Annotated in this window: 27 protein-coding genes and 1 tRNA gene; 10 read left to right on the top strand and 18 right to left on the bottom strand. The window is 56.2% G+C overall.

Annotated elements, in window-relative coordinates:
* From AC6IY8_RS07150 to AC6IY8_RS07140, 3 genes are read right to left on the bottom strand one after another with little or no spacing between them, the layout of a single operon-like run.
* Entirely contained in the window at positions 1-2,334 is a 2,334-nt protein-coding gene (locus AC6IY8_RS07150; protein WP_497778072.1) for a hypothetical protein, read from the bottom strand.
* The gene (locus AC6IY8_RS07145) at positions 2,327-2,614 is read right to left on the bottom strand and encodes a hypothetical protein (RefSeq protein WP_497778071.1); all 288 of its coding nucleotides are present in this window, start codon (positions 2,612-2,614) and stop codon (positions 2,327-2,329) included. Before AC6IY8_RS07145 ends, AC6IY8_RS07150 begins: the two co-directional genes overlap by 8 nt.
* Positions 2,614-3,702 carry a phage tail protein gene (locus AC6IY8_RS07140; protein WP_497778070.1) on the bottom strand — a complete coding sequence of 363 codons (1,089 nt, stop codon included), beginning with the start codon at positions 3,700-3,702 and terminating at the stop codon, positions 2,614-2,616. Before AC6IY8_RS07140 ends, AC6IY8_RS07145 begins: the two co-directional genes overlap by 1 nt.
* 9 nt (positions 3,703-3,711) lie before the next feature.
* Between AC6IY8_RS07140 and AC6IY8_RS07135 the strand changes: the two genes are divergently transcribed.
* Positions 3,712-4,845 (top strand): tyrosine-type recombinase/integrase, encoded by a 1,134-nt coding sequence (locus tag AC6IY8_RS07135; RefSeq protein ID WP_497778069.1) that lies wholly within the window; start codon positions 3,712-3,714, stop codon positions 4,843-4,845.
* A gap of 55 nt (positions 4,846-4,900) precedes the next feature.
* Here AC6IY8_RS07135 and AC6IY8_RS07130 read toward each other — a convergent pair.
* Positions 4,901-4,976, bottom strand: a tRNA-Lys gene (locus AC6IY8_RS07130).
* A 205-nt stretch (positions 4,977-5,181) separates the two neighbouring features.
* Here AC6IY8_RS07130 and AC6IY8_RS07125 point away from each other — a divergent pair.
* The gene (locus AC6IY8_RS07125; protein ID WP_497778067.1) at positions 5,182-5,538 is read left to right on the top strand and encodes a PAS domain-containing protein; all 357 of its coding nucleotides are present in this window, start codon (positions 5,182-5,184) and stop codon (positions 5,536-5,538) included.
* Positions 5,539-5,608: 70 nt separating this feature from the next.
* Here the strand turns inward: AC6IY8_RS07125 and AC6IY8_RS07120 are convergent, their stop codons facing one another.
* The 6 genes from AC6IY8_RS07120 to AC6IY8_RS07095 all read right to left on the bottom strand — a co-directional run bounded on the left by AC6IY8_RS07120 (position 5,609) and on the right by AC6IY8_RS07095 (position 9,686).
* On the bottom strand, positions 5,609-6,049 hold the full coding sequence (locus tag AC6IY8_RS07120; protein WP_497778066.1) for a zinc ribbon domain-containing protein: 441 nt from the start codon (positions 6,047-6,049) through the stop codon (positions 5,609-5,611).
* A 134-nt stretch (positions 6,050-6,183) separates the two neighbouring features.
* Positions 6,184-6,414 carry a hypothetical protein gene (locus AC6IY8_RS07115; protein ID WP_497778065.1) on the bottom strand — a complete coding sequence of 77 codons (231 nt, stop codon included), beginning with the start codon at positions 6,412-6,414 and terminating at the stop codon, positions 6,184-6,186.
* Positions 6,415-6,937: 523 nt separating this feature from the next.
* Positions 6,938-7,645 (bottom strand): HAD hydrolase-like protein, encoded by a 708-nt coding sequence (locus tag AC6IY8_RS07110; protein WP_497778064.1) that lies wholly within the window; start codon positions 7,643-7,645, stop codon positions 6,938-6,940.
* Positions 7,646-7,674: 29 nt separating this feature from the next.
* Positions 7,675-8,424, bottom strand: a complete 750-nt coding sequence (locus AC6IY8_RS07105) for an ABC transporter permease (protein WP_497778063.1) — start codon at positions 8,422-8,424, stop codon at positions 7,675-7,677.
* A complete protein-coding gene (locus tag AC6IY8_RS07100) occupies positions 8,399-9,304 on the bottom strand; it encodes an ABC transporter ATP-binding protein (RefSeq protein WP_497778062.1) in 906 nt (301 codons plus the stop codon). The genes AC6IY8_RS07105 and AC6IY8_RS07100 overlap by 26 nt, the downstream gene beginning before the upstream one ends.
* On the bottom strand, positions 9,285-9,686 hold the full coding sequence (locus tag AC6IY8_RS07095) for a GntR family transcriptional regulator (RefSeq protein ID WP_497778061.1): 402 nt from the start codon (positions 9,684-9,686) through the stop codon (positions 9,285-9,287). The genes AC6IY8_RS07100 and AC6IY8_RS07095 overlap by 20 nt, the downstream gene beginning before the upstream one ends.
* A 242-nt stretch (positions 9,687-9,928) precedes the next feature.
* On the opposite strand from AC6IY8_RS07095, the gene AC6IY8_RS07090 reads away from it, so the two are divergent.
* The 3 genes from AC6IY8_RS07090 (at position 9,929) to AC6IY8_RS07080 (ending at position 13,804) form a co-directional block, all read left to right on the top strand.
* Positions 9,929-10,903 carry a hypothetical protein gene (locus tag AC6IY8_RS07090; RefSeq protein ID WP_497778060.1) on the top strand — a complete coding sequence of 325 codons (975 nt, stop codon included), beginning with the start codon at positions 9,929-9,931 and terminating at the stop codon, positions 10,901-10,903.
* 131 nt (positions 10,904-11,034) lie between these two features.
* A complete protein-coding gene (locus AC6IY8_RS07085) occupies positions 11,035-12,600 on the top strand; it encodes an MFS transporter (RefSeq protein ID WP_497778059.1) in 1,566 nt (521 codons plus the stop codon).
* A 133-nt stretch (positions 12,601-12,733) separates the two neighbouring features.
* Positions 12,734-13,804, top strand: a complete 1,071-nt coding sequence (locus AC6IY8_RS07080; RefSeq protein WP_497778057.1) for a YpdA family putative bacillithiol disulfide reductase — start codon at positions 12,734-12,736, stop codon at positions 13,802-13,804.
* 270 nt (positions 13,805-14,074) lie between these two features.
* Here the strand turns inward: AC6IY8_RS07080 and cyaY are convergent, their stop codons facing one another.
* A complete protein-coding gene (gene cyaY, locus AC6IY8_RS07075) occupies positions 14,075-14,404 on the bottom strand; it encodes an iron donor protein CyaY (RefSeq protein WP_497778055.1) in 330 nt (109 codons plus the stop codon).
* Positions 14,405-14,434: 30 nt separating this feature from the next.
* Positions 14,435-15,385 (bottom strand): endo-1,3-alpha-glucanase family glycosylhydrolase, encoded by a 951-nt coding sequence (locus tag AC6IY8_RS07070; protein ID WP_497778054.1) that lies wholly within the window; start codon positions 15,383-15,385, stop codon positions 14,435-14,437.
* Between the two features lie 241 nt (positions 15,386-15,626).
* Here AC6IY8_RS07070 and AC6IY8_RS07065 point away from each other — a divergent pair, with 241 nt between their 5' ends.
* Positions 15,627-15,998, top strand: a complete 372-nt coding sequence (locus AC6IY8_RS07065) for a response regulator (protein WP_497778053.1) — start codon at positions 15,627-15,629, stop codon at positions 15,996-15,998.
* Positions 15,999-16,064: 66 nt separating this feature from the next.
* Here AC6IY8_RS07065 and recR read toward each other — a convergent pair whose 3' ends face one another.
* The 3 genes from recR to dnaX all read right to left on the bottom strand — a co-directional run bounded on the left by recR (position 16,065) and on the right by dnaX (position 19,141).
* Positions 16,065-16,664 carry a recombination mediator RecR gene (gene recR / locus AC6IY8_RS07060; RefSeq protein ID WP_497778051.1) on the bottom strand — a complete coding sequence of 200 codons (600 nt, stop codon included), beginning with the start codon at positions 16,662-16,664 and terminating at the stop codon, positions 16,065-16,067.
* A gap of 162 nt (positions 16,665-16,826) precedes the next feature.
* Positions 16,827-17,132, bottom strand: coding sequence for a YbaB/EbfC family nucleoid-associated protein (locus tag AC6IY8_RS07055; RefSeq protein ID WP_497778050.1), 306 nt, complete (start codon positions 17,130-17,132; stop codon positions 16,827-16,829).
* A 5-nt stretch (positions 17,133-17,137) separates the two neighbouring features.
* Positions 17,138-19,141 carry a DNA polymerase III subunit gamma/tau gene (gene dnaX / locus AC6IY8_RS07050; protein WP_497778049.1) on the bottom strand — a complete coding sequence of 668 codons (2,004 nt, stop codon included), beginning with the start codon at positions 19,139-19,141 and terminating at the stop codon, positions 17,138-17,140.
* Between the two features lie 611 nt (positions 19,142-19,752).
* Here dnaX and AC6IY8_RS07045 point away from each other — a divergent pair.
* From AC6IY8_RS07045 to AC6IY8_RS07030, 4 genes are all read left to right on the top strand, one after another.
* Positions 19,753-19,995 (top strand): hypothetical protein, encoded by a 243-nt coding sequence (locus tag AC6IY8_RS07045; RefSeq protein ID WP_497778048.1) that lies wholly within the window; start codon positions 19,753-19,755, stop codon positions 19,993-19,995.
* Between the two features lie 27 nt (positions 19,996-20,022).
* Positions 20,023-20,310: a carboxymuconolactone decarboxylase family protein gene (locus AC6IY8_RS07040; protein ID WP_497778047.1), complete on the top strand. Its 288-nt coding sequence runs from the start codon at positions 20,023-20,025 to the stop codon at positions 20,308-20,310.
* A gap of 135 nt (positions 20,311-20,445) precedes the next feature.
* Positions 20,446-21,000 (top strand): NUDIX domain-containing protein, encoded by a 555-nt coding sequence (locus tag AC6IY8_RS07035; RefSeq protein ID WP_497778046.1) that lies wholly within the window; start codon positions 20,446-20,448, stop codon positions 20,998-21,000.
* A gap of 102 nt (positions 21,001-21,102) precedes the next feature.
* A complete protein-coding gene (locus tag AC6IY8_RS07030; protein ID WP_497778045.1) occupies positions 21,103-21,372 on the top strand; it encodes a hypothetical protein in 270 nt (89 codons plus the stop codon).
* Positions 21,373-21,578: 206 nt separating this feature from the next.
* Here AC6IY8_RS07030 and AC6IY8_RS07025 read toward each other — a convergent pair whose 3' ends face one another.
* The 3 genes from AC6IY8_RS07025 to AC6IY8_RS07015 all read right to left on the bottom strand — a co-directional run bounded on the left by AC6IY8_RS07025 (position 21,579) and on the right by AC6IY8_RS07015 (position 22,983).
* Positions 21,579-22,022 (bottom strand): SET domain-containing protein, encoded by a 444-nt coding sequence (locus AC6IY8_RS07025; RefSeq protein ID WP_497778044.1) that lies wholly within the window; start codon positions 22,020-22,022, stop codon positions 21,579-21,581.
* Positions 22,023-22,243: 221 nt separating this feature from the next.
* Positions 22,244-22,408, bottom strand: a complete 165-nt coding sequence (locus AC6IY8_RS07020) for a hypothetical protein (protein WP_497778043.1) — start codon at positions 22,406-22,408, stop codon at positions 22,244-22,246.
* An 11-nt stretch (positions 22,409-22,419) separates the two neighbouring features.
* Entirely contained in the window at positions 22,420-22,983 is a 564-nt protein-coding gene (locus AC6IY8_RS07015; protein WP_497778042.1) for a L,D-transpeptidase, read from the bottom strand.
* Positions 22,984-23,275: the final 292 nt, after the last annotated feature.

Here is a 23,275-nt window from a genome sequence, read left to right as displayed (position 1 = left end):
CTAATAACCTCCATCCGTGAGCACCACTTTGTTATTGTGAGATAAAACTCCGCCACTGACGTACGTGTGGCATCCGTCAACTACGAAATCCACAACTTCTGCGAGGGTAGGTGAGCCGAGTGCCTTCACTGTTCCGACCTTCGGGCCAAGAACTTGCTGTCCTGGCTTCAACAGTTGGACTGCTATCCAGCCGTCATCGGTCAACACCCTGTGATCGACGCTGAATTCAGGAGAGCGGCCATCTTCAAAAACGACCGCCATGCGTTTACGCCAGATCCTGCGCGGTCCGCGCACTGTTCCCGTTAATGGAGTTCCCGTGATGTCATCCACACCAACAACTTCAGCGCCGTCATAAAGGTCAGCCGCATGAACAATGAGGCCAGATGCGAGCGTGATCTCAACCCATGGCGCGGGACATCCGCCACCGCCGGTTCCACCCCCGCCGCCAGTTCCACCCCCGCTCGGCGTTCCACCACCACTTGCACTGAATCCAGAAGGCCATGACAGCCCATTGTTCGCCAGCGCAATACCGTCGCCAGCTACCGATGCGCTGTAGAAGCAGTTCGTTCCACTCGGCCCGTAGCAGTTGAAGAGCGTGGCCAACATCGCCGGAAACCCAGTGTTGATCTGGCTGTCGCCCATGCTGATTGTGAACATAGATTTATTGTTTGCGTCCGAGTCAGATGTCCAGTTGAAGTAGGAGCGGTCGCTAATCGGAAAATAGAAAGTGTCGATTGGAGTCAGTGTCGCAGTCGTTCCAGCGGCGCTCTGAGAGAAAAGTTGGATGCTTACATACCTAAGCGCGTCGAGATTGTCGCTCGGTTGCGTGGGCTGGATTTTCAGGTCAAAGCGGCCAGTGTAATGCGAGATATCCCATCGTTTTCGCGTGATGGTAAGGCATGCGATGTTAGGAGCTCCTCCCCTGATCGTCACGTCGACATTGCCGCGATAAGCGACACGCCCGGTCGAGGCTGAGCCATCCAGTGCCTGGTTGATACGTGGTAACAGGTAGTCGCTGAAGATCGACGATCCGAGTTGCAGATTGCCTGGCGCAACCTTAAGTGCGACGGAGCTGATGTCCATCTTTGCGCCGACAGTCGGGTTACCTCCCGACTCCGCGTAGTTACTGGTCTGGATGGCGTTTGCGTTGAGCTTCTGTGTCGTGATCGTGCCATCCACAATCACCGACGAATCAGCCATTCGGCGCAAGTATAGGCCTGTGGCGTTCGCCTGAGAGGTATTCTGACAATACACGTACACGTTGAGAGTGGCCGCATCCGTCGGAACAATGATGGTCGTGCTGTACTTGTTGAATGCCATTCCGCCGGCATATACGCCACTTGCAGCAGTGACCACGCCAGACTTGTTTCTCGTGTACCAATAGATTCCAGGCGCGCCGCCCGCTGCACTCGACACATAGATGAGAGCTTCGACATAGAACTGCTCGCCTCCTTTGACTGGAAGCGCGGTTCCGTCAACCTCGTGAAATCCGATCCCCTTCTCATATCCAGGACTACTGTTGAGGTTGTGTGAAAACCCTGTTGGGGAGCCGCTATCAACCTGACCCCATCTGTACTGGTCATATTGGCCATTTGACCTATATCCAGAAGGGGGCGGAGTTCCATTAGGATTTGCGAAGAGGTTGTCGAAGTTTATGACCGTTAGTTGGGAGGCCACGACTTGACCAAATAGCCCCGTGGTGGCTACCAGCACGTCATTCCACACTGTCCCTGCGGTGTTGACCTGCACGGTGCGATTGTCCGACGTGATCGCATAGTATCCCGCCGGGTAGCTGCTGGAAGGCAGCGCTGGCTTCGACGCGTAAGCCCAGTCAACTTGATGAGGTTGGCTTACTAAAATCGCAGCATTAGTCTTGTTGGTCGCATCGGTAGCGGCTGCACTGATCGCTGCCGATTGCGCGGCTGCAGCCTGCTGCGCAGCGATGGAGTTCTGTAGCGCCGTGCGCGCCGTCGCGATATTTGCCCACAGGTTTGTGAGCGAGGTCTGCACGTTGGCCGAAGGCCCGAACGTGTTTCCATCCGGCCAGATGGAAGCCCAGTTCGATGGAGCGCCAGCGTTGACGAGTCCAGCGGAAAGCGCGGTGATGGCATTGTCGTACGCGGTGTGGCTCACACTCGAGCTGTTTGCTTGTGCATCGAGCGAGGTCTGTGTGGCCAGCTCGGAATTCCACTGCTGCAGAAGCGCGATCTTGTCGCCATTTGTCAGGTACGAAGCAGAGTTGATCTGATCGAGTCCGGACTGTGGAGCAATAGGCGTAGAGACCGGACTTAGGCTTCCGCCCGAAGTTGTCACTGTCCACTTAGAATCATGCATAGACGGCCCTCACGGCTGCGTTGATCGTGGTCAGCGAGGCGTTTGGCGTGACGGCTATCACCAGGCGACGGTCTGTTGCTTCCGCTCGCACCGGTGCGAAGAGATAGTTGGCCGTGTTCGTTGCATCGGTGCCCGAGAAAGCCACGACGTCGAAGCCTTGCGGCGTCGGAGCATTCGCCGGGAAGGTCCAGTTGATGTCGAGCCAGACCTTCTGCAGCGCCGTTGGCGCACCAGCGTTGTACGAAATCGAATCACTCCAGTCATTGGCTGCCTGTCTCATCAGTTTGGCCTCGCTGTGCTCACAGCCAGTGTCACACTCGTAGGCTGCGGATAGAGCACGCCGGCGGGCGTGAACGTGTACACCGGAACGGTGCTGATGTCCTGATAGCCGGACTGATTGACGTTGAAGCTCACCAGCTTGATATAGAGCGTCACACCAGCAAGGCTCGGAGAGTAGGGAAGCTTGAAGATTGCCGAGTCGAGGAGCATGAAGCGTGCTCCGGAACTGTGCGCCGCGATGGTTGTTCCAAAACCACCGCGGCGTAGCGACGTCAGGTTGTAGGCGTTCGCCGCGGTCAGCGTGGCGGTCTGGAAAGAGACGATCTCGTTATCCACAATACAAGCCGTTGCGAAGGAATCACGCCCGGCTGAGTTTGTGCCGCTCAGCGTTCCATTGCTCGCCGCCAGATTTACGGACAGCGTGTTGGTAGTGTCAGGATCGCTTCCAGCGGGGAGGGACACCGAGAGTACACCAGTCTTCGCGGGAAGTGTGACCGAACCAACGCGCTGGAAACTCGCCCCGCTGTCGCTGCTCACCCACACGTCGCATCCACCCCAGAGGTTCGGAGTGCCACTGGTGCCGAGCCAGATTTCAGGGCCGCCAGATTGGGTCATAAAGACGGGTGGCTCGAAGATAACCGGAGCGTTTGCATTGGGAGCTGTCTGTCCCGTGTTTGGGATGACTCCGGATGGAATCTGTGTGCTGTAAAGCGTGGCCGCACCGATGCCAAACGGCCACTCCTCAGCCGTGATCGTCAGACCATCTTCCTCACTGCTTTCGTCCGGCATTTCAACGGAGATAATGCGAACGATCTTCTTGTTCAGTCCGGTGATCGGGTCAGAGAGAGTCACGAGGTCCATCGGCTCAAGCAGCATGTATTTCCAGCCGACTTTGAAGGTGTAAGTGTTGCGGACGTACACGTTACGCTGCGCGAGGATCTTGCTGATCTGCAGCGCGTGGCTGCTGCGCGTAATCATGTGCAAGGTGACAGCCGAGTCCTGCTTCATCCCGTTGATGGAGACGTCGGCAGCTTCTGGATCGAGTGCTGGAACAACGTTATAGGAGTCTTGCCGATCCCAATATTCCACAGGGATACAGTGAAGACAGAACGGCAGCGGTTCCAGTTCGGCAGCGTAGAGCGCAAACCACGCACTTCGGGGCCGGACGTTTGGGTGTATCGGTATCGTGATCAAGCAGGGAAGCACCGTTCGGTTCCAGTGGGCACAGTGCTCGAACTGAAATCGAAATCACAAGCTCTGCGCGCCGCTGATGGTCTGCGGCTCGTAGCCAACCCGGACGTAGCGGCATCGCGTCCGGTCACGTTTGGAGCGTTGCTTGATCGGTATGTAGCAGAGGAGATGTCGAGCAGGTTCTCCACATCGGACTCCTATGGCTCGTACATTCGCAAGCATATCCGCCCGAAGTGGAGCGGCTATGATTTGCGAGAGGTCAAAGCATTCGCAGTTGAGCAGTGGCTCAAGGCTCTCAAGCTGGCTCCGAAAAGCAAAGGGCACATCAAGACGATCATGCGAAATGTCTTTAATTGCGCGATGCGTTGGGAGTTTCTCCCCGTCGGGGCTAACCCGATGAAGCTGGTGCGCGTCCACGATGTCTCAAAGCGGCGGAAGAAAGCAGCGGTGCTGACAGCCGAACAAGCATGGACGCTCATCGATCACATCGAGCGGGAACCATTTCGCACGACCGCCAAGCTTGCGCTCTGTCTGGGACTAGAACCTTCGGTCCTGTTCGGGCTCAAGTGGGGAGATGTAGACTTTGCTACCGAAACATTAAAGATTCAGCGGGGAATTGTTCGAAATCACGTAGGCGGCGCGAAGAACGCTTTCCGCGAGGCCCCGCTGCCAGTGCACGAAAAGTTGCTGGATCTGCTTCGTGACTGGAGAAGCAACACGCCTTACCGGAGCGACGGAGATTGGATCTTCGCCAGCCCATATTTCAACGGGAGACATCCCTACAGCCCGCGCCACGTAGCTGAAGATCACCTGTGGCCGGCGGCCAAAGCGTCAGGACTTGGTGAGAAGATCGGGTGGCAGACGTTCCGGCGTACCTACTCGAGCTTACTCAGGCAACTTGGCGTGGATGTGAAGGTGCAGCAGGAATTGATGAGGCACGCAGATATCGGAACGACCTTGAACCTGTACAGCGATTCTTACTCGTCTGATATGCGCGCCGCGCACGCGATGGTAGTCAGGGAAGTATTGGGGGTACATTAGTGTTCCCTAGTGTACCCTTGGAAGTTCAGTAAGTGGCGTAGATGCAACACATACATGGTGAGCGCGCTGGGACTCGAACCCAGGACCCACGCCTTAAAAGGGCGTTGCTCTACCAACTGAGCTACGCGCCCACGCAAGTCTAGCGTAACACAAACCCCGCCTATTCCCGCAATGTGCCACTCTGCTTTTGCTCTGCGCGGCACTGGTTTCTGCCCTCAAGTGGCAGGGCATTTGCAATCTATCCATGGACTACAGACCGATTCTTTTCTGCAAGAAAACTGCGCGGACATTTGCGACGGGTTTCTGCTGCCTATGGCCGCATTGAGGGGGATGTCTATGGCTGTACCATGCTGGTATTCCGACTCTAAAACGCTGATAATAAAAGGCGCAAGTCCAGAAGCTATGAAGATTTTTGGCTACACTCCCGAGGAATTTATTGGAATGGACTCCATGCACTTGCTTGCCGCGTCCGACGTCAAAAGGATGTCCGCTATTCGCAAGGAGGAAAAGTGGGGAGATATGGGAACTTTTACATTGGTTCGCAAAGACGGCAGCTTGTTTCAAGCCGATCTTCGTTGGCATCAGGGGGAATATCGCGGCACTCGCTGCGATTGCGTTCTCATCGCCGGAGCCGCCAAAGATTTCGACATACTGCCTGAGGACGAGTGCGAATGCAACCCGCCGACAACGTGATATCCGCAGTATTGCTTGCAAAACGAAGGCGCCCCGCGAGGCGCCTTATTCCTTCCTATTTCTCTTGTATTTAAGCTTTCGATTTAAACAGTAATGCCCCCAGCAACAGTGCCACTGTTGCGAGCAGCCACTCGATCCGCCATGTCTGCACTGCCTGCCATTCCGCGATGGTCGAAGTGTTGTACACCAGCCCGGTCATTACCGCTGCCAACATAAAAAGCGCAGCGACCGCCACCAGCACCAGGGAAGTGCTCGATAATCCGGACTCTTTCCGGATTCGCTCAATATCAAGCCACTCCATCACCATGTTGCGCCTGTTTGCGTGAAGATCGTCCTCGCGCCCCAGTCCGCAAACATGGCAGAAGCGGGCTCCCGGCGCATACTTAGTGCCGCACGTCGAGCAGAATGCCTCCGCGCCCTGCATTTGAAAACCGTGTGTCTGGAACTGACTGCCCGGAGTTGGCGCAGGGCGCCAATATTCCTGTGACAGCTCCTTCGATAAATCGGCCATGCCCTTCTCCCTTTTCTCTGGGAGCTTGCAAACCGTTCGCCAAACCGATTCACCGCGATTTACGGGCATGGAGCAGGTTCGCTGCCATGCCGGATGTGAATAAATTACCTGACCCATGAACAACTGCTACCCGGCTACTTGCGCGACGGCATGGCAACAACGTTGCCGAAATTCACAGGCTCAGCCCAAACAGATAGCAACAACAGCTCAGCGTGGGTAAGTTCCAGAACTTCCGGACGTGGATGTTCTTCGTTAAAGACGTGTTTGTCGAGTATCTCGTGTAGGGCCTCTAAAGAAATGCACAGTGTGTGCGCGGCCTCAGCTTCGCTGTAGTACTGCTTGATCGGTTTTTTTAGTGTCAGCATTGAGTGGCGTCCTTGCGCTTCTTGGGACAATTCTTTGTACCGTGCCGCGCCACCCACTCATATTAGGTAAATTCCTCAAACGTACACACTCCAGCTACTTACAGACGTAACTCTGGTACCCAAAGCTCCCTCATTCTTCCTTGCATTTATTCCTGTGCTTGCCCTTCTCATAAATGCCGTGCCGCAACTCCCGGGGTGCCTGTAGATGATCAAGAGGTTGTACCCGGATCGGAGCGACTAATCTGCGCAGCATAGCCATGGTGCTTGGTGCCCCATCTCTGCCATCCTTTGGCAGAGACGGGTGTTTTGCCTTTGCTTTTGTATTTGAACCTTCCGGCGGCCCATGTATGCCTTCTGTTTAATATGTGGGCTAGCACGAACGCTGCTTAAACTCGCGCTCTTTGCGAGGTTAGGGCGGGGTAGTTGCTTTGCTATTCGTTCGTCATCCTGAGCCTTTAGGCGAAGGACCCCAGCGCCCTGTATCGCTCCTCTGCTGCTCCATGTCACCTACCGTGCTCTCCGCCTATTCTCTCTGCACCAGCAATGTCGGCAAATCCGCCACCGAAGCCAGCAGCGCGTGCTGAGGTTCTCCTATCAGCCTTTCCCGCCGATACTGGCCCGTCAGCACTCCCACATTCAGCGCCACGCCAGCATTTGCTGCTGATTGCAGATCCAGCGGCGTATCCCCGACGTTCAGCACCTCGTGTACCGAACGGCACCTACACCGCTCCATCGCTCGGAAGATCAGATACGGAGCAGGCCTCCCCACCTCGACTTCATCGCTCGAAATCATCGCTCCAAACCACTCCTGCCACCCTAGCCGTCGCACAACCATCTCCAGCGTCGTCCGGCCAAATCCAGTTGTGAGCGCCAGTTGCATTCCACGCTTGCGCAGGGAATCGAACACTTCCTCCGCGCCCGCGATCGGCGCCAGCAGTTCTTCATAGCGAGTGTTCACCATGCGAGCGAAATCCGCATACACTGCCTCGACCGCGGCTTCATCCAGCGGTTCGTGTCGCTTGCGCCAGCCAAAGAAGCGAATCACCTCGCGCTTCGATGCGCCCTTGAACTCCATCAGTTCTTCGCTTTGCACACCAATTCCGTGCGCCGCCAGCGCATCCACCAGCGAAGACACCACCTCTCCGTGATCCTCGATCACGGTCCCTGCCACATCAAAGATTGCCAGCTTAAGTTCGTGCATAAAGAAAGGGAGGTGCGCACATCGAGTCATGCACCTCCCTTCAGCTTACCGCAAAATCGCTACGCCATGTCACGATGCTCCAGCAGCTTCTGCGTCGCAAACGGAATCGCCAGCGCCACCAGCAGCCAGAGCGCCACCACCTCACAGAAGAACGGTGTCACACCCGAAACTCTCAGAATGTCTATTAATTTGTCGAACCACCACTGAGGAGTTTGCAATCCAAAGTGACTCCGCAGCAGCGTTTGCACGGTCGTGTAAATACCATAGACGATCAATGCAAAAATGCTTCCACGCGTTGCGCCCTTCAGCACCACTCCTCCAAACTGTGCAAGTCCAAAGAGCATCAGGTTCACTGGTGCCGCAGCCAACACCACAGCGAACATTCGTGCATCCAAAACCCACCGCGCGCGCACATAGCAGTAGACAGCCGAGATAATCAGCGGAATCAGCATCACGCATGCAATGGCGATGACGCCGCTCAGCCAATTTGTCCACATCAGCCATCGCCGCCTCTTTGGACGCGTAAACAGAAATTCCGTAGTCCTGCTGTCGTATTCCGTTGCGATGCCTGCCGTGCTGACGCTGAATAGTGCCGCGATCCAGCCACTCAGCAAAATGAGTCCTGCGTTTATATCTTGCAGTCCATGCTTCATCTGCGACATGTGCTGCAGTCTAGGTTGCGGTGCTCCGTTCGAGTAGTACCTGCCGGCAATCACCAGCGAGTCCATCCAGCAAACGAAGAGAGCGAAGAGCAAGATCATTCCCAGCGCAAACTTCCCATACTCATGCCAGCACTTCCATCGATACATTTCTGGTCTCCTTTCTTACCAGAGCCAGAAACACCTCGCGCAGGCTCATTGGTTTCACTTCCAGCACCGCCGCACCCTGATGCTTCAATTCCTCAGCAAACGCCTCTCCTCCGCGAGCCAACACGTACTTTTTGAAGTCTCCCTCGCTCAGCACGGATACAACATCGCCAGCCTTATCCGGCAGCCCATTTCCGCTTGCGATCACCATCCGATAGTTCTCGCGAATGTCATCCAGCCGCGCTTCGAGCAGCATCTTTCCGTTATCAATGATCCCTACCCAATCCGCTACCTGCTCCACTTCTGCCAGATCGTGCGACGAAAAGAAAACCGAGCGCCCTTCGCTCACGTGATCCTGCACCAGCGTCCGCAGTACTTCGTCCAAATACACCGGGTCGAGTCCCGATGTCGGCTCATCCAGAATCATCAACTCCGCCCTCTGCGCCAGCGCTAGCAGCAGAGAAACCTTCGTCCGGTTTCCCTTCGAGAGTTTCTTAATCCGCCGCTCCATCGGAATGTCCAGCATCTCCGTATATTGACGCGCCGCCTCATCCGACCACGTTTTGTAGAAGCCGCGATTGAACTTCACCATCTTTGCCGGAGTCATCCAGTCATACAGAGGTTTGTTTTCCCCCACGTACGCCGTCCGCTCAAGGATCTCGACATTGTCCGGATGAACCTTCTCGCCCAGCACTGTCGCCGTTCCCGCCGTTGCCCGCGCCAGCCCAAGCAGAATTTTGATCGCCGTAGTTTTTCCCGCGCCATTGCGTCCCAAAAATCCATATACAGAACCTGCTGGCGCATGTACGTCCACCCCGTCGAGCGCGTTTACGTCCCCATAGCGCTTCACGAGCCCTTCGCTTTTAATCGCCCACTCGTTCATGGTTTTTCCCCAGTTCTGCAAATTCTTCCTTCAACATCTCCAGGCAATCGCGCTCCGAGAAACGCAATTGCACGCACTCCACCGCAAGATGCCGAGCCAACGGTCGCAGCCGTTTTATCTTCTCGCTCTTCAGCAACCCCGGCTTTGCATCTGCGATATACGTACCGCCGCCGGGAACGCTGCGTGTAATGCCCTCACGTTCCAACTCCTGGTACGCTCGGGCAATTGTGTTTGGATTAATCCGAAGGTCTGCCGCGAGCTTGCGCACTGAGGGCAGAGAATCCCCAGCCATCGCCGCACCTGAAGCCACGGCATTCTTCACTTGTCCCACGATCTGCTGGTATATCGGAACTCCCGAAGACGCGTTAACGTGTAGCAGCATGACTGTACTAATACAACAGTACAGTACATAGGTCAAGACGAATCTTCGTCACACGTTTGCACCATCCCTGTTCACGCCTGCAACTTTGAAAAAAATAGTTGCGCCCTCATCCATCTGGGGGATGGATAACCGCGAAATACAAGCGCATTATGTGTGGCCGGGCTCCCTCCTGCCGAGGTCTGTGTCACCCCCTGTTCGCAGGCCTGAACATTCACGCTCGCTCATTCCTTTGGAGACAAACCATGCAGCGAAGCTCAATGCGCGCACTCACCACCATGGCCCTTTTGATCACGGCAGCTCTGTCCTCCTGGGCCCAGAGCGCCGCGAGCGCCAACCATCTACCCCCGGCAGGCCTCAGGAGGCCCGCTGGTGTGCCGGCCGAATACGTTGTTACCCCCGCAGGCTATTTCCATCCCTCATGCGTCAGAGTTCTTCAGTCTGGCGACACTCTGCTGAGAGATGGTCGTGTAAAGCATTCAGATGGACGAGCAGAAGAGAGCGCCGCGGCTTGCATCTACCCTCGTTACAGCCACTCTGGCAAACGCATCCCGAGTGGTCCGGCCGCTTCGGCTTCGGCGCAGCCCGAAGTGAATGGCTGGCTCGAGAATGCCAATGTATTCACTGGATCTCTCAATCAGGCGTACGGTGCGTTGATTGCAAGCTGGACCGTACCTCCAAACCCCGCCACGGACGAGGGACAGGTCTTGTTTTTCTTCCCTGGTCTTGAGGACATAGCCAACACACAGAGCATTCTTCAGCCTGTGCTGCAGTGGTGGCTCGGCGAGTGGACCGTAGCCAATTGGAACTGTTGCCTCGCCAACACCATCAACACCAGTCCGTTCATCCGCGTCACGGCCGGCGACCGGATACTTTCCTCCATCACCAACAACTGCTCGCCTGGAACGTTATCCTGTCCGACTTGGAACATAGTCAGCATCGACACCGCGACGCGGCAAACCACAGCCCTGAGCAACACTCCCAGTGATGGACAGATGTTCAACTGGGCTTTCGGAGGAGTGCTCGAACCTTACTATGTCGAACTCTGCACCGACTTCCCGGCAAATACGCAGCTTACCTTCAGCAACGTCATGCTATTCGATCAGAACTTGCATCTGGTCGCGCGGCCGAAATGGCACACAACGTATAACACTGCAGCCACTCCACAATGCGGATACGGAGTAAGGGCAACTCCACACCAGATCACCTTGACTTACTGATCGGCTTGGCACACTGGAATCAGAGGCTGTCGCTTGCGGCGGCCTCTTGCTTCAGACTCTGGCGAACTCAAGTTTTGTTCCGCTGCAAACTTCGCCGAATTCTTCGTTCACCTGCATGCATCCATACGGCAATGAGATCGCCTTGCGACGAAGCTGTCATCCGTTCTGCTCTCGCCGAGTCTCCTTGCGCCACGAATGCGAGGCGTTGTGTTCTTATCGCAACCATTCTTGCCTCCAGCATGGCGTTCATCGACGGCACTGTGGTCAACGTTGCGTTGCCTGCCATTCAGGCCACCTACAACGCCACCGTGCTGGATGTGCAATGGGTCGTCGAATCCTACGGACTCTTTCTGAGCGCCCTGATTCTCATCGGTGGATCGCTCGGCGATTTATTCGGGCGGCGACTGGTGTTCGTCTCCGGAGTGGTCATCTTTGCGCTTGCCTCCGCCGCATGTGGGTTCGCAACAAGCATCCATCTACTCATCGCTGCCAGGATCGTTCAAGGAATCGGCGCGGCGCTTCTCGTTCCCGGCAGTCTCGCCATCATCAGCGCATCTTTTGACGAGAAGAGTCGCGGGCGTGCCATCGGAACATGGTCTGGCTTCACCGCGATCACCACTGCCCTAGGCCCTGTTCTCGGCGGATGGCTCATCCAGAAAGCCTCATGGCGTTGGGCTTTCTTCATCAATCTGCCATTGGCCGCAGCCGTAGTCGTGCTTTCGCTCTGGCGTATTCCCGAGAGCCGCAATCCCGCCGCGCAACGCATCGACTGGGCCGGAACTCTTCTTGTTAGTCTCGGCCTCAGCGGACTCGTTTATGGCGCGATCGAATCCGCTGGCGGTGGCTGGCGTCGTCCAACTGTTCTTGCCAGCGCAGTCCTTGGCGCCATATCTTTAGCCGCATTCTGGCTATTGGAGAAGCGTGTCGCCGCTCCCGTAATTCCTCGCAACATTTTTAATTCGCGTACCTTCACCGGCGCCAACCTCCTTACGCTATTTCTCTACTCGGCGATTGGAATCTTCTTCTTCCTCTTTCCCTTGAATCTCATCCAGGTGCAGCGATACTCAGCGACTGCCACCGGAGCAGCGGTACTTCCTTTCGTCCTTCTCATGTTCGCTCTTTCACGTTGGTCCGGCGGACTAATCGTCACCTACGGCGCGCGTTATCCATTGATCGTGGGGCCTCTCATCGCCGCCCTTGGCTTTCTCCTCTTCGCCGCGCCCTCCATCGACACTAGCTATTGGAGATCGTTTTTCCCCGCAGTGCTTGTGTTGGGCTTCGGTATGGCGGTCACCGTCGCTCCACTCACCACCGTTGTCATGACCGCCGTGAGCGCCGACCAGGTCGGAGTAGCATCCGGCATCAACAACGCCGTTGCTCGCGTAGCAGGCGTTCTGTCCATCGCAGTGCTTGGAATCGTGATGGTGAGCGCGTTCAGTTCGCATATGAATCGCAGCATGTCGCATCTCTCGCTGCCCGCCATCGTTGTACAGCAGATTCAAGCCGAGGAGATCAAACTCGCGGGCTTGCAGGTTCCCGCTTCGCTTGACCACGACGCCCAATCATCAATTCAGGACATTGTGAAACGGTCCTTTGTTTTCGGCTTTCGCTTGATCATGTTCATTTGTGCCGGGCTTGCATTCGCAAGTTCTGTCACTGCGTGGCACACGATTCCAAAGCCGAATCGCAGAGCGTGAACTCGCGAGTTCCAGCATTCAGCTACACACAGAGCGATTCATTGCGACGCACCGTAAACGACGTGTGTCCCTCCCGCCTGGGTCGCCGAAGCCTGTTCAATCGATGTAACATCTATGGATTAGAGGAACGACCATGGAACAATTTGATGTACTCATAATTGGCGCTGGACCTACCGGGCTTGCGTGTGCCATCGAGGCACGGCGGGCTGGCTACACTGCCGTTGCTCTCGATAAGGGATGCCTGTGCAACTCGATCTACAACTATCCGACCAACATGACGTTCTTCACCACGCCGGAGCTTCTCGAAATCGGCGACATCCCGTTCGTCAGTGCACAGCAAAAACCCTCGCGTCTTGAGGCGCTCGAATACTATCGCAAGGTTGCCGAGTTCTATCGGCTTCAGGTGCGCCAGTACCACACCGTCACGCGCATCGAGGGAGCTGACGGCGCATTCCTTGTACATTGCACCGATGCGCTTTCGCGCCCTGTCGAGTTCCTTGCCCGCAAACTCGTGGTAGCGTCCGGTTATTACGACCTGCCCAACCGCATGGGAATACCAGGCGAAGAGCTTCCCAAGGTCACGCACTATTATCGCGAGCCTCATCCGTTTTACGATTCCGATGTCGTTGTCGTCGGGGCGAAGAACTCTGCCGCCATCGCCGCGCTTGAACTGTGGCGTCATGGCGCGCGCGTTACTCTCATACACCGCGGTCCCGCCATCTCCGGCAACGTAAAGTATTGGATCAAGCCTGACATCGAGAACCGCATCAAGAATCACGAGATCGCCGCTTACTTCAATACGTCTATCCGTGAGATCACTCCTGACTTGATCCTGCTCGCAACGCCCACTGGCGAAGTGCGGCTGAAGAACGATTTCGTCCTCGCCATGACCGGCTATCATCCCGACTTCAGCTTCCTTCGTGCGCTCGGAGTGCAGCTTTCCGACCAGCCATCCTCGAAGCCTGTTGTCGAGCCCAAGACGCTCGAAAGCAACGTTCGCGGAATTTACCTTGCGGGAGTGATCATCGCCGGTATGAACACCAACGAAATTTTCATTGAGAACGGCCGCTTCCACGGCCGCCAGATCGCCGACGACCTCAGCCGCAAACTTGGCGAACCCACGATGGAGCCATTCATCCCCGAAACTGGACGCCGCCCCGAAACCGCCGTCGCTCCTCCCACTCACCTCCGCAACGCCGAGTAGCCCGCGCCTAAAATAAACGGCCCGCATCCCAATGCGGGCCTCACTCTTCCCCTGTTCTTGCTCCTGCCTTTGCTGTGAACGTGTCATCCTGAGCGCAGCGAAGGATCCCAGCGCCCTACCATTCTCCACCTCCGCTTGAGGTCACCAATCACCAACCCGGTAGATGCCTTTGCTGTTGATCTTTCCTTTGCTTTTTGCGGTGTCATCCTGAGCGCAGCGAAGAACCTCGGGGTTGCCCTTGCTCTTGCCTTTGTGTTGAGATATCAGCCCTTACCCCAACTTCACCGCATCCCCCGTCTGCTTCGAGACCAACCGCGACATCACCATCATCAGCGGCTCTCCCGAATCCTTCAGCACGAAGTCCGCGTACGACTCGCTCCAATCCAGCTTGAAGCTCGTTGACAATGCTGAAATCCATATCTGCCGCGCCGCCGAGTTCGGCGAAATGACGAATGTTCCCGGCGGTTCCTCGAAGTTCAAATGCAGTGCTCCGCCGCGTTCTTCCACCTCGAAGCCGCTTGCTTCCTCCACATCGTAGAGGGCGCGCTTCAACTGTTCCATTGCTTGCTCAGCATGGGTCTGAAAAGTCTTTTCGTCCATAGCCGAAAATAATACGTCAGAAACGGCTGCTCAGCCCCTGCACGCGTGGGTGCCACCCTCAACGTTCGTTCCTTCCTCGTAATCGTTCCATGTTTCGATCATCAGGAAGGGAAGTGGTCTGCTCGAGTCGTAGTAGCGCCGGAACATCTGCAGTGACTCCTCCAACGTCCTCCCACAACGCGGGTCCATATGCCGGTTACGGCTCCACGAAGCCCTCGAGTCATTGAATCCGGGCCACGCTCCGCCGACCGCCAGCTTATGGGGGTAATTCCTCGTCATCGTCGAGTAGAAATAGTCGAGATACTCGCGTCCCCAGTTGCTCCCATCGCGTTGCCACCCCGACCTACCCGGCTGCACCCACGCGTAGAAGCCATCAAAAGCGTTCGCCCACTTCGCCACCGGGTCCTTGTAAATCAGCAGGGGCCTTTCTTCCCAGGTGTCCACCACCTGCCGCACGCGATTCCAGTCCGCACTACAGCCCTTCGGGAAAATGAAAATCACCGGCTGCCCGTTGTACCGTAGATACGACGAATTCGGAACCCTTGCCCCCTGCGCAATGTACTGGTGATACGCGTAGTTCAGGTCGTCCAGGATCACTTCAGTCGCATTCGCCGGATCGCTGTCATTCTCGTCATACATCAGTGCGACCTTGAAGCCGTCCGGGTCCGAGTTCGCAATCTGCTGCAGCAGGGAATAGGAATTGTCCTCAAACCTGTGCTGCCTCCCGTACCAGTTCACCACGAAGCCTGCGATCCCAAGCTGCTTGGCCTCGTTGATCTGCCTCTCCAGCACTGTCCGGTCCTGCGAAGAGTAGCCTACGTTGATGTGGCCCGTTGCTCCGAACCACGGCTGATAGGCAGCCAGCATCATCGGCTGCCGCGACGACGACCCAGGGCTCTGAGCTCGTAGCGAGTGCTTATAATCGGTATGGCTACAGCCCTGGCATACGGCCATCAAAGCCGCCAGCCCCGACGCAATCATGAAGTTTTTTGCACTTTTTAGTAGCATATCCATCGACATTCAAAGGGTGTGGCGCAAGTACGATTAGATGAGTGGATGCGCAGCAGTGTTGGTTTCGCGAACTCGCCCGCCCCGAGCTAGTCTTCCTGGATAAGGGTTTAGATTTGTAAAGGACATCTTTAACCGCGTCAGAACACCATCTCTCCCTCTATAATTGGGAGTCTTGCAGCGCGGCTCTAAGTTCCTGCATCGAAGAGGGTACATGACGGACACCAAGGCAAAGCCTCGTGTGCTGGTTGTCGACGATGAACACGTCATCGCCGATACGCTAGCGATCATTCTTAACCAGGCAGGATTCAATGCTTCCGCGGTCTATACCGGAAACGATGCTGTAGATTTTGCCCGCGACAACAAACCCGATCTCATCATCAGCGATGTCATCATGCCTGACATGAACGGCATCGAAGCCGCCATCCACATCCGCGGATTCCTGCCTACCTGCAAAATTCTTCTTTTCTCTGGACAGGCTGCCACCGCCGACCTCCTCGAAAACGCCCGCGCCCGTGGCCACGAGTTCGAAATCCTGGCCAAGCCCGTCCATCCGCAAGATTTGCTTGCCAAACTCCGAGGCTGATCCTCATTCAGCCCGCAATAATAAAGCCCCGCGCTGAGCGGGGCTAAGTTTTGCTTCAATTCCTGCTTACATCTCGCGACGACCTTCCAAAGCTCTCTGCAGCGTCACTTCGTCGGCATATTCGATATCGCTTCCCGCCGGAATCCCTGTTGCGATCCTCGTGACCTTCACTCCCGTCGGCTTCAACTGCTTAGCCAGATACACGGCCGTCGCCTCGCCCTCCACCGTGGGATTCGTCGCCAGAATCACCTCATCCAGTTCGCCGCCTTCTGCCCGACGCATCAGGTTCGTGATCCTCAAATGCTCCGGCCCCACGCCATGGATGGGCGACAGCGTTCCGTGCAGCACATGATAAGCGCCGTTATAGCTGTGCCCCTTTTCCACCGCCGCAATGTTCGTAGGCTCCTCCACCACGCATACTGTCCGCAGATTGCGCGTCGGATTCGAGCAGTACACACAGGGGTCCACGTCCGTGATGTTGTTGCAAATGGAGCACAGTCTCAGTGACGCTTTGATTTCGCGAATGGCATCGGCCAGCAGCTCAGCATCTTCGTCCGAGCTACGCAGAATATGGAATGCATAGCGCTGTGCGCTTTTACTGCCCACCCCGGGCAATTTTTTCAGTTCATCGATCAATCGAGCCATCGGCTCGGCAAACTTGGCCATGACTTACATCGATCTCCACGATCGCCCAACATTTAATGACCCTCATATGCCTTGCTTTGGCATATCCGGGGTAAGACAAACGTCCCGCTCTTGCTTGGTGCCCCACCTCTGCCATCCTTTGGCAGAGGTGGGTGTATTCGTCGGAACTACGCACCTAGCTCGCTAGAACAGCCCCGGCGGCAGCCCCATTCCCCCTAGCAAGCCTCCAAGCTGCGATTGCATAGAGGCGTCCACCTTGCGTGCTGCTTCGTTCACTGCGGCCATCACCAGGTCCTGCAGCATCTCGACATCGCTTGCCGCATCTTTGTCGATCTTCACCGAGAGTACCTGCTTTTCGCCGTTCATCTTCACCACTACGGCGCCGCCTCCAGCAGATGCCTCCACCTGGGTTTCGCGCATCTTCTGCTGCATCTGCTGCTGCATTTCCTGTGCGCGCGACATCATCTCCTGAATCTGTTTCGGATCCATCAACGTCACCTTTCTGAGCGGTCCATAACGATGCGAATTTCTGCTCCAAACTTTTCCATCATGCGCTTCACCACTGGTTCTTCCAGTGCGCGCGTCTTGATGTTTTCCGAGCTGCCTGCCCTCATCGTGCTCGTCTTCTTCGGACGATTTTCCTCCGTCGCCGCTGTGCCGGTCACCAGCCTGACTTTTACGGGACGCCCTGCCACCCTGCTCGCGGCCTGATTTGCCAGCCGTTCCTGATCCTTGCCGTAGCTCAAGTCAATCATTCCCGCCGACATCTCGACCGAAACCGTGACTACGTTCCCGTCTGCCGCCCACGCACCTTCTTCGAGCGCGGCATTCAACATCTGCGAGCCGCCCTTTTCCATTGCCTGCAACACGGCATCGCGCACGGCGTCAGCATCCAGGGCTGAGCTCTCGTTCGTGCTTGCCGCGCGTTCCATCCGTGGAGCCACTGCCAGCGCTCCTCCATTGTCAAATGCCATGCTCGCCGGAGCCGCCGAAACCGCCTGTGGCCCCATCGCCGGAGGCCTCCCGCCAAACGCTATCGGCGGGCGCTGAAATCCCGTTGTTGCGTTGGAGGTCTGCGCCGTACTAAATGGAGTGCTTGAAGCAGGACCCTGTTCCGCCGACATCTCTTCTCGAGCTTTTCTCGCCTTGTCTGCCTCAAACGGTGATGGTTTCGACGCTGGCTGTCCAAACGGAGATCCCCCTCCGCCCATCGGAGGCACCCCCGGAGGGCGCGGCGCAAAACTCGGCGGTGGCGCCGCAGGGCGCCCGCTCGGAGGAGCCGTAGCAGGCGCAGCCGATCTCGCTGCCGGAGCGCTTGGCCGTGCCGCGGTGGAAGTGCTTGCCGCGGCTGGTTCCGTCAGGTTCACCGAACTCAGCAACTGCTCCAGCGGCAGCAACCGCTGCGCATGAACCATCTTCAGCAGTCCAAGCTCCAGGTGAAACCTTTGCTCCTGCTTATAGCTCACGTCGCCGTGGGTTCTGAGCATGATCTGCAGGAATCGCGTCAGCTCTTCTTCCGAAAACTTCCCGGCCACCTTCCCCACGCGGCTCTTCTCATCCGTGCTGATCTGCAGTATCGGGCTCTCCGTTCCCGCAACCTTCACCACCAGGGCATTTCGCAGGAATCGTACTGTCTGCCGCGCAAAATGCGTTGCGCTCTGGCCTTCCACCATCAGCTTGTCAACAATCCGCAGCACCTCTTCGCTGGAATTCTCATGCACCGCGTTCATCACGCGTTCCAGCACCTCGGTCGAGACGTTTCCGATCAACCCGCGCACCAGCTCTGCCGTCAGCACGTCGCCGCAGCATGAGATCGCCTGGTCCATTATGCTCAGGGCGTCGCGCATCGATCCATCGCCCGCCTCTGCCAGCAGCGCCAGAGCTTCTTCATCGACCTTCAGATTCTCTGTCTTGCTGATCTCGCGAAGATGATCGACGATTTCGTCATACTTCACCGCGTGAAAGCTGAAGTGCTGGCACCTCGACCGGATCGTCTGCGGAATATCTTCCGGCTGCGTCGTCGCCATCATGAAAACCACCCACGATGGCGGCTCTTCCAAGGTCTTTAGCAGGGCATTAAAAGCCGCATCGGTCACCTGGTGAGCTTCGTCGAGAATAAAGATCCTGTACCGGTCGCGCGCTGGTTCCGCCGTTGCTGTTGCAATCAGCCCGCGCACTTCTTCAATGCCGCGATTCGTGGCGGCGTCGATCTCGATCACGTCCATCGCGCCTACCGACCCCTCGCGAATCTCCCGGCACGAGTCGCACACGCCGCAAGGCTCCGCCACGGGACGGTCGCTCGATTGGCAGTTCAGGGCCATTGCCAGAATTCGGGCAATCGTCGTTTTACCTATCCCGCGATGTCCGCTGAAAATGTAGCCGTGGGCAATGCGCTGTTGCTCCAGTGCATTCTTCAGAGTGCGGACGACATGATCCTGTCCGATCACATCAGCAAACTTCTGGGGACGGTATTTGCGCGCCAGGACTGTATAGCTCATGAGAGATTCCAATTATATCGAAGCTTCGCCCCCGCCCTCGCCTTTGCTTTTGGTCCCAATCCCGTATCCACTCCCAGTCTTGATCTTGCACCTGCTTCCGATCTGGACATTGCACTGCTTCTGATCTTGATCTTGCACTGTTTTCGACCTTGTATTTGTCTATATTCTCTGGAGTTGTTTGGGGTGTCATCCTGAGCGCAGCGAAGGGTCCCAGCGCCCTAACAATCTCCACCGCCGCTTCAGGTCACCAACCACCAATCCGGGTGCCCATCCAAAAACTCGCGCTTTTTGCGAGTTTAGGGTGGGGCAGTTAACTTTGCTGTTGATGTAAAGTTTGCATTTGAATTTGTTTTTGCCTTTGCTTTTGCTTTTAGAGGTGTCATCCTGAGCGCAGCGAAGGACCTCGGGGTTGCTCTTGCCTTTGTTCTTGCCCTTGTCTTTGTCTTTGCCTTTGCTCTTGTCTGCGCCCTTGCTCTTGCCTTTCTCGCGTTTAGTGTCATCCTGAGCGCAGCGAAGGACCCCCTACCGCCACTTCCATCCCCTCAGGCACAGACCTGCTTTTTTGCACCCTACCCTTCACGTCTCAAATCGAATCTTACCGGGGGTATACGTTGCCCAGAATAGAAGGAGTCAATCCCGACAAAACCTCATTCCTCATGAGGCAGGTCTTCAAGAAGGTGCGCAGGATGCTCGGCCGCGACCTCACTCCACAGAAGATTCAGGCACGGGTGCCGCGCGTCTTCTGGGTCAACGTTCTCATGGAGTTTCTGCTTGGGCAGAAGGCGAGAGTCCCGCAGCGTCCACGCTCGCTGATACTGCTCCGGACCGCGGTGCGTGTTGGTTGCCCGTTTTGAATCGACGCTAATTCTGCCGGTGGCAGAATGGCCGGGCTCAGCGACGATGAAATCACCGCGATTCGCGAGAACCGTCTCGATGGTTTTTTACCCCTGGAGACAGCGTTGCTCCGCATGACCGACTCTATGGCTGAAACGCCGTCCAACGTGAGCGAGGAACTCTATGCCGAATTGCGGCGGCATTTTTCTGAAGACGAACTGATCGAATTCGCGGCCACCGCGGCACAAGAGAACTACCGTGCCCGATATAACCGTGTCTTCGATGTCGGAAGCGACGGCCTTTATCGAAAGGGCGTGCGGTTCAAGCATCATTGACCGCCTCTCCTCATCGCCACCCTCATCGGAGCCCCACCTCTGCCCGCTTTTGGCAGAGGTGGGGCTTTTCGAAGACACGAACGACCTTTACTTTCCTTGGCCTTTCCCTTTGAATGTTCTCCACCAGGAGACTCCATGGAGACCCTCAGTTCCCGCGTCGTGTATCGCAACCGGTGGATGACCGTCCGCGAAGATCAGATCCGCCGATCCGACGGTTCCAACGGCATCTACGGGGTGGTTGAAAAGCCCGACTGCGCCATGGTCATTCCCATCGAGAACGGACGTGTTCACATGGTTCAGCAGTTCAAGTATCCCGCTGGCGAGCGCTTCTGGGAGTTTCCTCAAGGCACCTGGGAGCAGGCGTCGAACTATAGCATCGAGGACCTCGCGCGCGGCGAACTCCGCGAGGAGACAGGACTCATCGCGGGAAGCCTCGATTTCCTGGCTCGCATTCACGTTGCTTACGGATTCCTAAGCCAACCCATGCACGTCTTTGTAGCCACCCAGCTCACTCAACTCGATGCCCAGCCCGAGCATGAAGAGCAGGACATCGTCCGTGGCTTGTTCACTTGGGATGACTTTTATCGGATGGTAAACGTAGGACAGATCGCTGACGCACAAACCCTCGCAGCTCTCTCATTGCTCCGCCTTAAGTGCCCCGAGTTGGCCGGAGACCCATGCTCAAAGTAAGTCTGTTTCTCCACTTGTTACAGGGTTACCTTACTTTGGAACATCACACTTGTGAGTGGGGCTAGTGCTTTATACCGAGTTATTTCTTGCTACACTATGTACATGGCGAATCAGGGAATTACTGCTGCGGTAAATCAGTTGAAGCAGGAGCACATCCGGCTTTGTAAAGAGTTGGCGAGAGTGGACGAGGCCTTATCTGTTTTAGGAAGTGTCGAAGAACTCGAGCAAGCGCCCGCCAAGCGAGGCAGAAAACCTGGCGTAGCCGCGAAAGCGCCCAAACGCAAGATATCCGCTGCGGCTCGCAAGAAGATGTCCGAAGCTGCCCGCGCTCGCTGGGCCGCTCGCAAAAAAGAAAAGCCTGCCGAAAAGTAACCCAATCCTTATAACCTCTGGCTCCTCGCATATGTGGGGAGCCACACCGATCCACTCCGGCGTTTAGCTTCGACTTTATTTTTGGGTGTCATCCTGAGCGCAGCGAAGGTTCCATCACCGCTCAAATATCAACTTCCGCCCAAAGACTTTTCGTCCGCAACTCTCGCTCTGGCTTGTTCGCATGCGTCTTCTGGCAGCAAACACACCTACCGCTTCTTCTTCCGATCCGCCCTCTTTCTCTTCGCCAACTCCTTCGGCCCATACATAGTTCCGCGACACTGTTTCGCGCCGCAGGTGCACGGCGCGTCTCCCTCACCATCGTAGAGGTAGTAGTCATACACCAACTCTTCACCAGGTTCGATGTCTCGCGTCGCACGTATCCACACGCGCTCGTCCTCATCCTCTTCTGTTTCGCAGTTCGGCGCGCAGGAGTGGTTCAAATACATCGCCATTCCGTACCCATCGACTACATAGGTCCCATCCCCAACGCCGAACAGGTAGGTATAAGGACGCTCGTTATAGAGATGGTCGGCGTCGTCGTGTTTCATACGAGTGCCTGTGTACTCCACCACCAGGGTCCCTTTTGGAATACGATCGAGCGTGAACACTCCGGCGGCATGAATAGAAGAAGAGCGAACAATGAGGCGCATGATGTCGAATTGTAAACGTTGTCACAGAAGTGAAAAAATCCAGGCGACCCTCTTTAAGGTGTTCGCCTCAGTTGAACCTCAAGCCGGTGACCGTGTTATAGCCGAAAAGCATTGCCAACCCAGTAATCCGTTGCCCTTTTGTATTCACCGACTGGTCAATCTTCGCCTCTGTCACCCTGCTGTTTACCGGTTTATATCCGACGGTTGCCCTGGGAGTTAACCTATCGCGCTTGCCCCGCCTTCACTGTCCGGCTGTCTCTTAAACAGCCGATCGCCGCAAAAATCTTGAACAGCCACCCGAATATCAGTTCTTCCACCACGACCGCCAGCCCAATCGAGAGCATCAGAGCCGCCACAGCCATCACCAGCGTCATTGTCCGTTCCATATCCTCCTCCTCTACTGACCTACATGAGCCGCAGGTTCCGCTGCCGCGGCCATCACCAACGGCTTGCTCTGTTCTGTCGCGGTTCCAAGCAACTCCGCTGTCTGCTCATCGCGCTCGCCGCGAATCTCCACCGCATCTCCAGGCCGCACCAACTCAAAGAATTCCTCAAGATCCTTCTTCGCCATACGAATGCATCCATGCGACGCGCTCTTGCCAATCGATTGCGGCGCATTCGTCCCATGAATCCCGTAGCCTTTTTCATTGAGTCCAATCCACCGAGTGCCTACTGGGTTCTGCGGCCCTGGCTCGACTTTCTTTCCCTTGTGGTAGTACGTGGGATTCGTCACCCTCGTCACAACCTTGAAACTCCCCGTCGGACTCGGCGTCTCACTGCGTCCTGTTGCGACCACATACACCTTCTTAACCTTGCCTTCTTCCACTAAAACCAATTTGTGATCCGGGACGCTGACCACAATGCGTCGCGTCTGCGCTATTGAAGGAGACATCAGTGCAATCCAAACCAACGCCTGTGCAGTCGCCCGATTGCTGAGGTTGTGAAGTTCGAGAGCTTTCATTGCCGTGCCTTTCGTCGGTTACGCACTCGACAAGTGCATGCCCCCAACCACACCGATGGATATTGAAAACAGGGAAGTTAGCGGCGATTGATGGACCGCGCCTGTGGGTGGCGAGACACGACTTGTGTGCATGGTGACACGAAAGTGCCCATCATTTTGCGGGGCAACGTAAACGATGGAAGCGAAGCGATTTAGATGGCAGCTATTTCGATCCAATCCGTTCCGAAACCCGCTCTTATAGCGCTATCGTGTGACAAAGGTCACGACATCAAGTGATAGAAATCAGTGCTCA

The sequence above is a fragment of the Koromonas soli genome (genome assembly GCF_059726265.1).
The sequence above is the reverse complement of the archived record's forward strand: the minus strand, read 5'-3'. Positions and strand labels throughout refer to the sequence as shown.